The following is a 14,970-nucleotide window of genomic DNA, read 5'->3' on the forward strand; positions in this document are numbered from 1 at the left end:
AATAGTAATTGTAAACAGTATACTATACTTTCTTTAAAATCAAATGCTTCTTCCTTGAAATGCATCTTTTAGAATCTGAAGTGTGAAGATGGTCCTTTTAAAACACCTTGACAACAGGCTATGCAAGACCTGTTTTTTTTATTATGCTAGTAGTAGGTAAATATTAGTAGCAAAGGAAGTGTCCATATGACCTATCAACCAACTGTACAGGAAACTTTTTCGTTAATCAAAGAACTTGTTTCCATACCGAGTCCTTCCGGAAACACGGAAAAAGTAATCGGCTTTGTCGAAAAATATCTTGTAGAATGTGGCGTGGAGACGTCACGAAATAGAAAGGGAGGATTAATTGCATCCTTAAAAGGAAGCAACGATCAAGAGCATCGTATGCTGACAGCACATGTGGATACACTTGGTGCCATGGTCAAAGAGGTGAAATCCAATGGAAGGTTGAAACTTACTACCATTGGCGGGTTTCGCTGGAATTCTGTGGAAGGGGAATATTGCCAAATAGAAACTTCTTCAGGCAAAAACTATTCTGGAACAATCCTGATGCACCAGACCTCCGTCCATGTCTATAAAAATGCCGGGGATGCCCCAAGAAATGATGAGAACATTGAAGTGCGTATCGATGAAAAAGTGTCAAATGCAGAAGAGGTAAGAGCCCTTGGAATTGAAGTAGGGGACTTCGTTTCCTTTGATCCCCGCGTACAAATCACAGACAGTGGCTATATCAAATCTAGGCATCTCGACGACAAAGCGAGCGTCGCAATCCTGCTCAAGCTAATCAAGTACATACAAACGGAAAAAATAACCCTACCATACACCACACATTTCTTGATTTCCAATAATGAAGAGATCGGTTATGGTGGAAATTCCAACATCACCCCTGAAACAGTGGAATATCTAGCAGTTGATATGGGAGCACTGGGAGATGGACAATCCTCGGATGAATACACGGTATCCATCTGCGTGAAAGATTCAAGCGGGCCTTATCATTATGGTTTAAGAAAACATCTGGTCGATCTGGCAAAAAAAAATGGCGTGGATTATAAAGTCGATATATATCCATTTTACGGCTCTGATGCTTCCGCAGCCATCCGTTCAGGACATGATATTATCCATGGTTTGATTGGCCCTGGTATTGAATCTTCCCACGCGTTTGAACGTACACATGAGAGTTCTGTTCAAAATACAGAGAAGTTGATTTATCATTATTTGTTGTCTGAAATGGTGAAGTACTGACGAAATTACGAAAAGCATCCCAATGTAAGGGATGCTTTTTTAGGTTGGTGCTCATGTGAAATACTCAATACGCGCCTGTGGAAAATACGAGTGGATATAGTCAGATAACGTTTCTTTAATTTCGGTTGCTTCATCCTTTGTATAAACATATTTTCCGATGCCATAACGTCCCCATTTATACTGGCGCTTTGCTTCATCAAGCTCCAATTTTGTCATAGGATAGTTCTGTTGAATGACCCTTTTGGCAGGCTTGGTAAATCTGTGCTGTATAAGTTCAAAGGTCAGGTCTTCGGTCGCCTTTGCAGGAAGCTTATCATACAGCTTCTGGAACAACGTCTTATATCCTTCTTCCCATCCTTCATGTAAATAGATTGGTGCTACGATGAAGCCTAGAGGGTAATCCGCACCTGCGACCTTAGCTGCCGCTTCAATTCTAAGGTCAAGCGATGAGGTTCCAGGCTCAAAGTTCTTGATGACGTAATCAGCATTTACGCTGAAACGGAACCTAGTTTTGCCCCGATGATCGGCATCTAATAGGTGGTCAACATGGTGGAACTTTGTGACAAAGCGTAGAAGGCCATGTTCTGATTTACCGAAATATTCGATTGCTTTCTTTAAGGAATGAGTCAGGTGATCAATCCCTACAATATCGGACGTACAGGAGGCCTCAAATCTCGTAATTTCTGGTGCCCGCTCCTGCATATATTTATCTGCCGCCTCAAATATTTCATCCAAATTGACATATGTCCGGATGTACGGCTTGCTCCCCATGGTCGTTTGCAGGTAACAATAGTGGCAATGCCCCATACAGCCTGTGGCAAAAGGAATGGCGTACTCCGCAGATGGTTTAGAGGAATCAAATTTCAATGTTTTTCTTACCCCGACAACAAGCGTCGATTTGGCCGTTCTGTATTTTTGAAAATCATTGTCACCAGGGAGGTTTCTTATTTGGTTATGGGATGTGGTTTCACGGATCTCCAATCCCATGGACTCAAACTTATTTTTGAGTTCCATCCCAAGGGGATAATCAAGGGCGCGTGGCTCAATATATACGAGTTGCGGAACAAACGGCTTCAATTAAATCCCCTCCTTTTATTCATAAGATGGTCCGAAATAATCATTATAGAGAGCTTCCGCTTCTTCCAAAGATGTGAAAAAAACAAACTCGTCCGATAAAGGGTAGTACGTATCATATAAAAAAATGGAAAGTTGACCGTCTTCATACGGATTTGCCACAATATTAGCCTGCTGGACAGTGGCAACATTCTGTGTGTGGGGGTTACGATAAAAGAGATAGATTGTATCGCCCTCCTTCAGGGAGGATGTTTGTCCTTGCTCAAACAAATTCATAATGTTCACCTGCTTTAACTTCTTTAATTTCCCATATTAGTTTTATGTAAAAGGAAAAATTTATCCGTGAGAAAATCTGTAAATGGAAATAGTGCGACTATGATCGTAAATGGTGTAATCTTTTAAATAGTATGAAACTTTCAATCAAAAACTAACGTCTAATTTATGGGTGTACGAAGGGAAGGGAATATAAGGATGAATCATGTGGATCTAAGGCCGAAAAAAAGGTCAGCATTACGAATTTGGTTGGGAACGCAATATTACATATTGAAGCGCTGGTTGGAATGGACTTCAGGAAATAAGACTTATGCGACAGAGTTAACAAGCGAAATGCTTCCATATAAAGCCTTCTCACACAAGACTCCTACATTGAGGAAGCTAAAGGATGTGGATATGTGGTATCAGCATAACAAAGTAATCAATTTGCGCCTGGCTGTAAAAAAGCTGAATGGTCTTGTCATCAGGCAGGGAGAGACCTTTTCCTATTGGAAATTGATTGGGAAACCTACTAGAAAAAAGGGATATGTAGATGGTATGGTTCTATTTTATGGTAGGTTCAAACCTGGGCTTGGAGGAGGATTGTGTCAGCTTTCCAATTTAATTTACTGGATGGCATTGCATACTCCGCTAACCGTTACAGAACGCTATCGTCACAGCTTTGATGTATTTCCCGACAGCAGAAGGACGCAGCCATTTGGAAGTGGAGCCACCTGCTCGTATAATTATTTGGATCTACAGCTTAGAAATGATACCGACCAGGCCTTACAGCTATCTGTGAGGCTGGAAGGGGACAACTTGGTGGGAGAGTGGAGATTGGAAAAGCCGCCACTTCATCAATACAAGGTGTATGAAAAAGAACATAGTATCACTTCAGCCTATTGGGGAGGCTATCTTCGGCACAATATCATCCACCGTAAAGTAATTAATTTGAACGGTAAAGAAGTTGATGACCAATACGTAACGGAAAATCATGCTATTATGATGTATGAGCCACTATTGACGGCATCGGAGCAGGAACAAAGTGGCTAATTCATTCGCATAAAGGTGTGTGTATTAAATGATTTCCATTCCGAAAGAAATGAAAGACCAGATGATTGGCAAGATTCAAGCCTATTTTGAAGAAGAGCGTGACGAGGAGATAGGCGACCTTGGAGCGGACCTGCTGTTGGACGTTTTCATGAAAGAGCTCGGCCCCTACTATTATAATCAAGGAATTGCAGATGCTAAGGCACTGATGGAAGAGCGATGGGGATCGGTGGAAGAGGACATGGAAGCTTTAAAACGCTCTACTGCTGGCAGCAGGTACAGGTAAGTTGTTTGACGAGTTTCTACTATAATAATATGGTTTGCTTTTTGTGAAACAACCTTTTTGGCTTTTGGGGCCGGAGAGGTTGTTTTTTTTGAATTTGGAACTCAGAGTGGGGATTAGATTTTATGTATTGGGCTTTTGCAATTTCATAAGATTTAGCGAATCGCCCGTAAATCCAAAAAGTCGAACGTAAATCATGAAAATCGCCCGAACACTCCTCAAGGTACCTTTCAGCGAGTCCTCTCGAGACGTCGACACTAGTGCCGAAAATCCTGCCGGGGTCTGACCCCAAATTTATAGATTTTTTAAGAGAGTTTCTAAGTTTTGCTTTTGCGGTTTAGTGGAATGAATTGAGTAGAGGTGGTGATGGTGTTGAAGGCGAATGTGTTGGTGATTGGGGGCGGTGTTGGCGGATTGACGGTAGCGCTGAAGCTTGCGAAGTGCGGTGTTGGGGTTACGGTTGTGGAGCAGGTCAAAGGGAGTCCTCATATGTACAAGGGGGAACTGGTGCAGCCGAAGACGTTGCAGATTTTCGAGAAGATTGGAATCCTTGAAAATGTATTGCATCATGGCCATACGATTAACAAAATAGAGCTGATAGAAAAGAACAAGCTCGACAAGAAACCCAACTTACCGATTCAATCCATGAGCTATAACATACTACCGGAGCCATATAACTATGCATTGATGATCCCGCATGAAACCTTGAAAAAAATTCTCTTGGAGGAAGCGGAAAAATACCCTTCCTTCAAATATATACAGCCTGGTCGGTTTATGGGCTTTGAAGGAAAAAAAGCGAAGGTGAGAATTGAAAAGGAAGAAGTGTTGCTTGAAGCAGATTACTACATTAGTGCAGAAGGGCGGAAATCAAAGGTCAGAGAAACGATGGGTGTCCCCAAAAAGGAAAAAAAATATGATCATCATTTTCTGACAGTTACATTTCCACGTCCCGAAACGTTGACAGAGGGAAAAATCATCTCCACAGATGATACGTTCCTGGGGCTTTTTCCTTTGCCTGATAATCTTGTGCGTACAGTGTATTTGATTCCAAAAGGCAGCTATAAAAAAATGATTGAGGAAGGGTTGGAAGCTTTTTATAAAAGATATTTGGATCTTTATCCAGAATTGGATGGGTACGTGCAGCAAATAGATTCATGGAAAAAAATACAGCTCATGATTCCGGTACATTATCATGTTTCCAATTACGTAAAAGGGAATGTGGCATTGCTTGGAGATGCGGCGCACAGCGTTCACCCCATGGCAGGAGAGGGGATGAACCTTGCCATACAGGATGGGGATGTGCTCGGAGAACTTCTATGCTGGATGTACGATAAGGATCAGCATGGGATGGAGGACCTTACTAATTACGAAAAAGTGAGAAAGCCGAGGGTTCAGCATGTGCTGAAATTAAGTCATCTCTCGGCCCTTGCCTATTCCAAGCCGCTAAAATCCTTGGTGACGTGGAGAAGCAAGGTGATGGATCAGCTCACCAATGACCCTGTTCTTCATATCAAGCATATGTTGAATATTTCAGGACTTGGCATCTGGAAGGAATCTCTGATGGACCGGGTGATCCAGACCGGGGTGGCCCCGAAAAGGAAGGAACGCGACATTCATGAGATAGATCGGAGTCACCTATTTACAGAAGAGGAAGATTACCCGTGGAGGGACCATAAGGAGGAAGCATAGGGATGATAAGTGAATATGTAAGACTTTATAAAGCGCGGGGGTATATGAAGAGAAATTTGCCCTTCCTATATAGTTGGCATGCCTATGTTGGGTATGAGTTGGATTTATATGAGGCTTTCAAGAAACCAAAGACCATCATGGAAGTGGCTCAGGAACGAGAGTTGAAGGAAGACCTTTTAAAAAGATGGGTGGAGGTTGGTGGTGTCATTGGTTATTTGAAAAAGAAATCTAAAGAACGCTACCAGACGGTCCAAAAGTTCATGGTGCCATCAAGTAAGCATAACCCCCGGTCAACTGGAGTACTTTTGAAAGAGATGATGGAGCTTCATATACCTACACTCATAAAATATCCAAAAATGATGAAAACCGACAAGAAGGAGCAGTTTAATCAAAAAGAACATGGTATGGTGGTCGCTCAGACATCCTCCCTCTTGGAACAATTGGCGATTCCTCGGGTGATGAAGGTCATGAAGAAAGCCAAACCGAAGAAGGTAGTGGATGTCGGGTGCGGCAGTGGTGGGTACTTGGTGAAGCTCTCGCAAAAGTTTCCGAAAGCGAAGATGCTCGGAATTGAGCTAAATGAAGATGTGGCAGAAGAAGCGAGCAAAAATTGTAAAAACCAAGAGCAGGTGGAGATCGTCTGTAAAGATGTTCATCAGTGGTCACCTGACGAAAAAGTGGATTTTGTCATGTTGAACAATATCCTACATTATATATCTCCGGATGACCGGATTGAATTGTTCAAGAAAATAAGCGAGTGGCTCCCACCAAAAGGGACATTATCAGTGGTCTCACCTATTCACAATTCAAAGCACGGCGGCCAGTTTTCGAGTGTATTTAACAGCTTCTTTACCGCCTTTGATAATTTGTACCCACTTCCTTCTGAGAAGGATCTCAATGATCTGGCAGGTGCCGCGGGGCTGAAAGTGGAAAAATTGCAACCGGTCATCAAAGAAGGTGGCTGGTATCAAATCACCCTTACCAAACAAAAATAATTAATAGAAGAGCTCAACGCTGGAAGGGAAAATCCGGGCTGAGCTCTATTTTTATGGTTCAATAATCCTCTACTAGAATAGTTTTCCTTATCCTTCTAGAATAAGGAAAGCTCGTAATAATCCCTTAATATACCCGTTATGTACGTAACTAAAATGTTATTCTACTGTTCTTTAAAACTATTAAAACCATGTTATGATGGTAACACTGAGTCAAATACATAGGAGGTATTTAGTATGAAAAAGACCATGGTTTCCTTGGTAACAGCAGCGGCCCTTGCAGGCACGTTTAGTTTAGGTGCGAATGCCTCTGCTGCAGAAGTAACGGTAAAAAAAGGCGATACTCTTTGGGACATCGCTAAAGCAAATAACATATCAGTAGAAGAAATCAAAGATTGGAATGGACTTTCCAGTGACGTTATCCATCCGCAAGATCAATTGAAAGTAGCATTATCTGAACGCTACAAAATTGAAAAGGGAGATACGTTATGGGGGATATCTCAAAACTATGAAGGTGTAACTTATCAGAAGCTAGCAGAATGGAATTCCATTGCTAACCCTGATTTAATCTACGCAGGGGACGAACTGGTAATCTATGTGGATGGAAAGCCTGTTCCTGTCGAAGCACCAGTAAAAGAAAAAGCACCAGCTGAAGAGCCTGTTACAGAGACTCCGGCAGAAGAAGCACCGGCTGAAGAGCCTGTTACAGAAGAACCAGCAGAAGAAGCACCAGCTGAAGAACCTGTAACAGAAGAACCAGCAGAAGAAACACCAGCCGAAGAGCCTGTAACGGAAGAACCAGCTGAAGAGCCTGCAGAAGAACCTGCTCAAGAAGAAGAAACAGCGGCTGATCCAGAAGTAGCACAGGAGTTAACAATGACAGCAACTGCTTACACGGCTACTTGTGAAGGTTGCTCTGGTATCACTGCAACTGGAATCAACCTATTGGAAAACCCTGATATGAAAGTGATTTCTGTTGATCCGGACGTCATTCCTTTAGGATCTAAAGTTTGGGTAGAAGGCTATGGCGAAGCAATTGCTGGAGATACTGGTGGAGCAATCAAAGGAAATAAAATTGATATCTTCATCCCAGAATACGAAGATGCTGTGAACTATGGTGTACAAGAAGTTCAAGTAAAAGTTTATAAGTAATAGATAGGAAGGGGCTGCTCGGAGTAATCGGGTAGCCTCTTTTCCTATACAGAAAATCATTTTATTAACTGTAAAAACAAAAAATCACCTTTCCTATTATTATTTTTTTCGTTAAAATATGAGAATATTTCTAACTATCTAACAGGGAGAGGGGATTATTATGATTAGAAGACTGACAGAAGAGGACCACGAAGTATGCTTTACTTTTCTGGGGGATCAACCGGCCGAAAACTTGTTTATCATCGGGGACATCGAGGCTTACGGTTACGAAAAGGATTTTCAGAAGCTATGGGGAGAATTTAATGCATGCGGTCAGCTAATCGCCGTCTTGCTTAAATATGAAGATAATTATATTCCTTATGCTAAAGGAAGCTTTGACGCAGAGGGCTTTGCAAACATCATGCTGAATGATCCTAAATTTAATATGATGTCAGGATTGAAAGGGGTTACGGCTCAGATTGAACCTTTTGTGACACATCTTCTAAAGAGAAAAAGACAGACCTATTATGCGAAATGCACTGCCCTTACAAAGGATTTGCGAGCAACTGTGGATACTTCTCTTGTCCAACAGGCCACTCCACAAGATGCCGAAGGACTTGTCGATTTATTGAATTCCATTCCTGAGTTCAGTGAATCAAAGATCACGGTGGAAAGAAAGAGGCGTGGACTTGAGGATGGTGTTTCCCGCTCCTTTTTTATAGAGGAAGAAGGGAGAATGGCTTCTACTGCTTCAACTACAGCAGAAAATTCACTTTCTGCCATGGTAGTTGGCGTTGCGACCTTGGAAGGATTCAAGAAGAAAGGATATGCGACTCAATGTATGATCAAACTATGTGACCAACTTCTTGGAGAGGGAAAAGAATTGTGTCTTTTCTATGATAATCCAAACGCAGGTGCAATCTATAAGAGAATTGGATTTCAAGATATCGGATTTTGGATGATGTATTCATTTATTGAACAAGGGTAGAAGTTTAAAGTCCCGTACACTAACAGGTGGTCCTATCGCATGCCAACCAAATAGTTTTAGCATGTTGCTAAAGTGGAATAAACTAATAGGCAACTTATAAAATAAAACGGGGCGATAGGATGAATCTAAAAGAGGAAGCACGCTACTGGAAGGAACAGATAGATATCAAAAAGATATGGGGACCGGGGCTGCTTATCCTTGCTGGGGTTGGATTAATGATCACGGCAACGGTTTTGTTCCTTGAACTGGCCGAGGATGTGTGGGAGCAAGAAAAATTCACATTTGACTCTGTCATCATGGACTATTTTCAATCCGTAGAAAGTGTGACATTAACCAATGTATTCAAAATGATCACGGAAACTGGCTCAATCTGGTGGATAACGGTTACTAGCTGTTTTACTGTGTTATTCCTGTGGCTAAAAAAGAGGGATGTGCTTGGTGTCCTCTTTTTCATTTTGGCCGTTGCTGGTGGTGGTATTTTTATCTTTGTATTTAAATACTTCTTTCAGCGGGAGCGCCCCTCCTTGGCTCCGGAATATGATGGGAATGGTTATAGTTTTCCGAGTGGGCATGCGTTGGGTAGTTTTATCTTATACGGGTTTATCATCTATTTGATTGGAAGGGAAAAACGCTATTTCAAAGTGAGGGTGCTAGCAATAGCTTTGTTGTCCCTCCTGATCATTAGTGTAGGCCTTAGTAGGGTCTATCTCCAAGTCCATTTTCCAAGTGACATATTGGCAGGCTATGCGGTCGGGTTGATATGGCTAATATGTTGCATATTCTCGATGGAAATGATGAAAGTATATCGGGACAAGGATAAACGTGGATATCTTTCAGACCTTATTCATCATAGGAAATAAAAAAGAACGGTCCCAAAAGGGGCCGTTCTATCTCATTTTATCCTCAACTTCCTCATGGAATCTATCTCTAACCTCTTCCACATCAGATGTATCGTACTCCTCATGTAATACAAGTTGTAGTTTCTCCATCACCATTGTTTGTTGATATAAATCCCTATCATACTCATGGTTTAATTTCTCTACTGTTAAATTTAGTGCTTCAGCGTACGCTTTTTGCTGAGGGAACTCACTTTGATCTGGTCCTACTTCTATCCATGCATCCAGATCCTCTTCCGAAATGGATATATTGTATTTATTTTCTGCTATCGCCATAAATGTTTCGTAATACTTGAGGTTATACTCTGCTTTTTCCAATGCTTCTTCTTTGGTTAAATCTCTTTTATTCATAAGTCTTTCATCGCCTACTGCACGAATCACCCATTTTTCCAGAAGAGGGTTGTCAATGTTCATATTTTGGACGCGATCTACGATATATTCCATGATAGGTTTGTATTCTTCGTAGGAGAGCTCGGTGCCGGCAAATAATCCATCCAAGGGTCCTGGCTCATTTGTCTCTTTTTGTTCCCCGCAGGCTGTTAAGATTATGCATGAACAGACGATAATAGAGATAACTAGTTGTTTTTTCATGGATTCTCACCTATTGGTTTTTCTTTTATCCTACCAATAAACACGGTGGAGGGCAAAGCTTATAGTAAGAGGGCATGACATATTGGGAGTGAGGACTTTGTTGAAATTTATCTCTGCATGTATGATGGTTTCTATCATTGGGGTCATCGGCTATCATTATTATGATTATATGGATGGGGGATCGTTATTTTCTTCGACCACATTAGCAAGTGTTCAGGAGATTGATCATCAGGAATATGAGGATGATATTATATATCAGGAAAACAGGGAGAAAACTACTTTAGAAGTAATTTCAGCCCATCATAAATATTTGAACAATGTGACAGGATGGGGAGGAGCTGACACGGTCAACCTTCGTAACCTAAAAACGTCTGATGAATGGAAAGAATTGAAGGCGGCAGTCAATTGGCTGAAAGCGGAGGGCTTTGCTCCATCCAAAGTATGGAATGACATGGAAAACGCCAATGGGCTTATTACCCTTGTTGAAAGAAACGATGATAGAACAGCTCTGAAATATCTACACCGCATCTTTCATGATTTGGATGTAACACTCAACGAAATCACCGAAGAACAAGGAGAAACGAACATCTGGGGCGTCACACACGCCTTTGGTAACAACCGTGAAATCCGAAGAGTCAATAACTACCTTAAGCAAAATTTTTAGGGGATAATCTTTTGTGTCAGAGTGTAGCAACATTTCAATCTAGTGCAAAAACCCAGTTGTTCGTAGTGGAAGACGCGCAGACTCCTCGAAAATGCTGCGCATTTCCTTCGTGCGATAAATCGCTGATGTAGCCTTCCTTGTCCAGCGTTAGGAAAGGACAGGAAAACCCCGCGACGAAGGAGGCCACTGAAAAACACAATTGCTTATCTTTTTTATGAATTTCTAGCTGTTGATTGTCGCCCTCTGGATAAGCGAAGCCGTTTGCGAAAATCAACAGCGGTGTTAAACAGAGTATCTGAATTATGTACTGTATCAGTGGCCTTCAACGAAGTGAGGAGGCTCCCGGACCGCCCGCAGGAAAGCCAAGCGCTTGGAACGAAGAACAATGGTTATATTATATTAATAGTTTTTCAACACCCAAAAGCGGAAACGACAACCGCTTTTTCTTTTTGCAAAAAATTCAAATAATTTGTTAAATAAACAAAGGTTTTTGTCCATATCTGTAGAATTAGTAAATGAATGTGAAAGGAGAGAAGGAGGAATCCGTCGTGAAAATCACAGAATTTATGTGCAATAAAGTATGCACACTTATTATGGAATCAGAAGGACATAAAGTGAAAATTGAGTTTATGTATTCCGAAATGCATCCAGAAATTCTTGACTATAGTTTCCGAATCAATGGTAATCCTTCCTTGCAAATTAGAAATAAAATGAATGATCTTGCAGAAAAGAAAATGCAGGACCTGTTTATCCAACTAACTCATAATGTACTTTAAAGGACTCTTTATGGGAGTTCTTTTTTTTTTTGAAAGGCGGTTTTCGTATACTTTGTTGCTTTTTCGTATTTATAAACCAACCGTTATATTCCTTGCTGTCGTGCTCTTTTCCTTGTTAAACAAAATGCATGCATGTCTATTTTAGAGATTCTAAGCTATGAAATGTTCAAGTGCCGACTTTTCTTGTAAAAAATCCAAGTGCCGACTTTTCACTAGTGAATAGCAACAATCTTTGAGAAAACAGCCTTTTTAAGAAAATCCTATGTCAAACTTTATAGAAAAATGAGATAATACGCTTGAAGGCAAAGGGGGAATACATAATGACAATATTAATGGAAGAGATCCAAAAATGGGATGAAGAGGATACCTTAAAGGGATATCGTAGTGAATTTTATATAAAAGAAGGCTCCATCTATATGGACGGAAACTCCCTGGGATTATTATCGAAAAGAGCGGAGGCTTCGTTATTGAGCCTGTTGGATTCGTGGAAGAATCTTGGGATTGATGGTTGGACAAGCGGGGAAGAGCCTTGGTTCTATTTTGCTGAAAAGCTTGGGGAGTTAAGTGCACCATTGGTTGGAGCGAAAAATGGAGAGGTGATGGTGACTGGTTCCACAACCAGTAACCTGCATCAGCTACTGGCAACGTTTTTTCAACCGGAAGGGAAAAGGACGAAAATTGTTGCGGATGAATTGAACTTTCCATCTGATATCTATGCCATCCAGAGTATCCTGAAGTTGAAAGGCCTAGATCCACAAGAACATCTCATAAGAGTGAAAAGTAGAGATGGTCATACCATCGACGAGGAGGATATCATCCAATCCTTGAATGAAGAGGTTGCTGTGCTCGTGTTACCGACAGTGCTATACCGGAGTGGACAGCTTTTCAATATAAAAAAAATTACGAAGGCAGCCCAAGACAAAGGGATTCTCGTCGGTTGGGATGGTTGCCACTCCGTTGGTGCCATACCGCATGAGTTCCACAAATGGGGAGTGGATTTCGCCTATTGGTGCAATTATAAATACCTCAATGCCGGCCCTGGTGGAGTTGGTGCCTTGTTTGTTCATGAAAAGCATTTTGACAGAACTCCGGGTTTAACAGGCTGGTTTGGGTCGGATAAACAGAAGCAGTTTGATATGGAACACACATTTACCGCTGCAGCTACGAGCGGGGCATATCAGATTGGAACACCTCATATTTTCAGCATGGCACCATTGCTCGGGTCATTACAAATGTTTGGAGAGATAGGAATGGAGAAAATCCGTCAAAAATCCCTGCACCAGACAAGAGTTTTGATGGAACTGATTGGTCAGGAGCTACCCGGTTTTGGTTTCCTACTTACTAATCCAAAAGAGGATGCTTGTCGTGGAGGTCATGTCAGCCTCGAGCATCCTGAGGCCGCCCGAATCTGTAAGTCTTTGAAGGAGCTGGGAGTTGTGCCGGATTTCCGTAAACCGAATATTATTCGACTTGCACCCGTGGCACTCTACACAACTTACAAAGATGTCTATGAAACGGTCCAAATAATAAAGCAGATCATGCAAGATAAGCATTATGAAAAGCACTCGAATGAACGGGAAGTAGTGGCATAAGGGGGATGGAAAGCAATGAAAGTATTTGATATATCAAGACCACTTGGTGAGAGCACCCCTACATGGCCAGGAGATACTCCCTTCAGCTACAATGTTAACTGGTCAAAGCAACACACAGGCTCTGTTAATGTCGGAAGTGTCAAGATGAGTGTCCATACGGCAACACATGTGGATGCTCCCTTTCATTTTGATGATAACGGAAAAAGGATGGATGAGTTGGATCTATCCATCTTCATGGGTCAAGCCATTGTAGTGGATGTAAGTCAATACGAGACAGTGGAGTTTAGCCATGTAGTGGAGGTCATATCACAACATCCGGCAAAGCGGATCCTATTCAAAACCAATGCATGGGTAAAGAAAGAGGAGTTTCCCACTGAAATACCAACTCTATCTGTCGAGGTGGTAAAGTTACTGGAAAAAATGCAAATACCTCTCATTGGTGTCGATCTCCCAAGTGTTGATATTCTCGAAAGCAAAGAATTGCCGATTCATCACGCCTTGCATCAAGCAAACATTTGCATTCTTGAAGGGTTAGATTTGACAGAAGTGGAAGAAGGGGAATACGAACTGATTGCGCTACCATTAAAGCTCACAGGCACAGATGGCAGCCCCGTAAGAGCGATACTAAAAAAGAATTAGTTGCTAAATAGATATTGTTATTAAAGGAGGCTTCTAGCTGTTGATTGTAGCAAATTGCGTAGATTCCTCAGGTAAAGCCGAAAAGGCTCCGCAAGCGCCCTGTGGAGTTCGAAGCCTGTTGCGGAAATCTACAGCGGTGTTTAACAGGTGCCTAATGAACCAACAACTACCAAAATTTGCTTTCCCCTGCATGTTTTCATACAATAGACCTAATCTATTTAGGTGAGGGTCAAACATGAAAAAATGGCAAAAAAACACATTGGTTACCTTAGGTATCATTGTTAGTGTAGTAGCGGCAGCCTGTATATACCTGCTTGCTACACCTTATAAATTAGTCGATCAAGAAAGTATGGAGTCCACAGAAAAAGTGGTGGTGAAGGAAGATAGTGGTTGGATCAGTTTTTTTCCGACAAAAGAGAATGATGAAATAGGGGTCATTTTTTACCCTGGAGGTAGAGTGGAGGCGGCAGCATATGCACCAATTGCCAAAATGGCCGCTGAAGAAGGTGTACCATTTATTATTGCTAAAATGCCTCTTCATCTCGCAGTGTTAAATCCTAATAAAGCTGATAAAGTAATAAAGAGATTTGGTGACAGAGAATGGGTTATTGCTGGTCATTCCCTTGGTGGCGCAATGGCAGCGAGATATGTAAAAAATAATCCTGATAAGGTGACGGGCCTTATTCTGATGGCTGCCTACCCTTCTGAAGCAGATGACCTATCTTCCTTTAAGGGAGACGTTATCACGATGGAAGGTCAGCTCGATGGTGTGATTGATGAGATCGCCTTGACAGAAGGGGATGCACGATTGCCATCACAAACCTATACCATTATCATACAGGGGGGCAATCATTCACAGTTTGGTGATTATGGATTGCAAACAGGGGATAATGAGGCGGAAATTCCGAAAGAGGAACAATGGAAGCGAGTGGTCCAAGGGGTTGTAAGGAGCTTTTGATACTCGTTTTATGTTCCATGCATTTAAAAAAGAGTTGGAAAGGGGAAAACCTGTTCCAACTCTTCTTTTTTAGTTGTTGGCCAATTTTCAGTATGTCACTGTTTGTTTCTTGCAATGTCTTTATTACTACTTTTGCGCATGTATGTTGTACTT

At 41.6% G+C, this 14,970-nt stretch carries 16 protein-coding genes; 13 read left to right on the forward strand and 3 right to left on the reverse strand.

The features are described from left to right. Positions 1-186 precede the first annotated feature (186 nt). Entirely contained in the window at positions 187-1,242 is a 1,056-nt protein-coding gene (locus MKY77_RS08170) for a M42 family metallopeptidase (RefSeq protein ID WP_339149726.1), read from the forward strand. Between the two features lie 51 nt (positions 1,243-1,293). Here the strand turns inward: MKY77_RS08170 and splB are convergent, their stop codons facing one another. Both splB and MKY77_RS08180 read right to left on the reverse strand, forming a co-directional pair. Further along, entirely contained in the window at positions 1,294-2,319 is a 1,026-nt protein-coding gene (splB, locus tag MKY77_RS08175; RefSeq protein ID WP_339149727.1) for a spore photoproduct lyase, read from the reverse strand. 15 nt (positions 2,320-2,334) lie between these two features. After that, a complete protein-coding gene (locus MKY77_RS08180; protein ID WP_339149728.1) occupies positions 2,335-2,592 on the reverse strand; it encodes a transcriptional regulator SplA domain-containing protein in 258 nt (85 codons plus the stop codon). 195 nt (positions 2,593-2,787) lie between these two features. Here MKY77_RS08180 and MKY77_RS08185 point away from each other — a divergent pair, with 195 nt between their 5' ends. From MKY77_RS08185 to MKY77_RS08215, 7 genes are all read left to right on the forward strand, one after another. Next, on the forward strand, positions 2,788-3,621 hold the full coding sequence (locus tag MKY77_RS08185; protein WP_339149729.1) for a VanW family protein: 834 nt from the start codon (positions 2,788-2,790) through the stop codon (positions 3,619-3,621). Positions 3,622-3,649: 28 nt separating this feature from the next. Next, positions 3,650-3,904, forward strand: coding sequence for a DUF2164 domain-containing protein (locus MKY77_RS08190; protein ID WP_339149730.1), 255 nt, complete (start codon positions 3,650-3,652; stop codon positions 3,902-3,904). Between the two features lie 363 nt (positions 3,905-4,267). After that, positions 4,268-5,590, forward strand: coding sequence for an NAD(P)/FAD-dependent oxidoreductase (locus MKY77_RS08195; protein WP_339149994.1), 1,323 nt, complete (start codon positions 4,268-4,270; stop codon positions 5,588-5,590). 2 nt (positions 5,591-5,592) lie between these two features. Next, a complete protein-coding gene (locus MKY77_RS08200) occupies positions 5,593-6,585 on the forward strand; it encodes a class I SAM-dependent methyltransferase (protein WP_339149731.1) in 993 nt (330 codons plus the stop codon). A 234-nt stretch (positions 6,586-6,819) separates the two neighbouring features. Then, positions 6,820-7,734, forward strand: a complete 915-nt coding sequence (locus MKY77_RS08205; RefSeq protein WP_339149732.1) for a LysM peptidoglycan-binding domain-containing protein — start codon at positions 6,820-6,822, stop codon at positions 7,732-7,734. 160 nt (positions 7,735-7,894) lie between these two features. Continuing rightward, a complete protein-coding gene (locus tag MKY77_RS08210) occupies positions 7,895-8,701 on the forward strand; it encodes a GNAT family N-acetyltransferase (RefSeq protein WP_339149733.1) in 807 nt (268 codons plus the stop codon). 119 nt (positions 8,702-8,820) lie between these two features. Beyond that, complete coding sequence (locus MKY77_RS08215; RefSeq protein WP_342515688.1) at positions 8,821-9,561, forward strand: phosphatase PAP2 family protein; 741 nt, start codon at positions 8,821-8,823, stop codon at positions 9,559-9,561. A 27-nt stretch (positions 9,562-9,588) separates the two neighbouring features. Here the strand turns inward: MKY77_RS08215 and MKY77_RS08220 are convergent, their stop codons facing one another. Continuing rightward, entirely contained in the window at positions 9,589-10,188 is a 600-nt protein-coding gene (locus MKY77_RS08220) for a hypothetical protein (RefSeq protein WP_339149735.1), read from the reverse strand. Between the two features lie 97 nt (positions 10,189-10,285). Here MKY77_RS08220 and MKY77_RS08225 point away from each other — a divergent pair, with 97 nt between their 5' ends. The 5 genes from MKY77_RS08225 (at position 10,286) to MKY77_RS08245 (ending at position 14,817) form a co-directional block, all read left to right on the forward strand. Then, a complete protein-coding gene (locus MKY77_RS08225; RefSeq protein WP_339149736.1) occupies positions 10,286-10,852 on the forward strand; it encodes a hypothetical protein in 567 nt (188 codons plus the stop codon). 515 nt (positions 10,853-11,367) lie between these two features. Continuing rightward, on the forward strand, positions 11,368-11,628 hold the full coding sequence (locus tag MKY77_RS08230) for a hypothetical protein (protein ID WP_342515689.1): 261 nt from the start codon (positions 11,368-11,370) through the stop codon (positions 11,626-11,628). Positions 11,629-11,948: 320 nt separating this feature from the next. Continuing rightward, positions 11,949-13,220: a kynureninase gene (kynU, locus tag MKY77_RS08235; RefSeq protein ID WP_339149738.1), complete on the forward strand. Its 1,272-nt coding sequence runs from the start codon at positions 11,949-11,951 to the stop codon at positions 13,218-13,220. 15 nt (positions 13,221-13,235) lie between these two features. After that, the gene (kynB, locus tag MKY77_RS08240) at positions 13,236-13,859 is read left to right on the forward strand and encodes an arylformamidase (protein ID WP_339149739.1); all 624 of its coding nucleotides are present in this window, start codon (positions 13,236-13,238) and stop codon (positions 13,857-13,859) included. Positions 13,860-14,094: 235 nt separating this feature from the next. Continuing rightward, on the forward strand, positions 14,095-14,817 hold the full coding sequence (locus tag MKY77_RS08245) for an alpha/beta fold hydrolase (protein ID WP_339149740.1): 723 nt from the start codon (positions 14,095-14,097) through the stop codon (positions 14,815-14,817). The last annotated feature ends 153 nt before the right edge of the window (positions 14,818-14,970 follow it).

The sequence above is a fragment of the Sutcliffiella sp. FSL R7-0096 genome, from assembly GCF_038595065.1.
GTDB lineage: Bacteria > Bacillota > Bacilli > Bacillales > Bacillaceae_I > Sutcliffiella_A.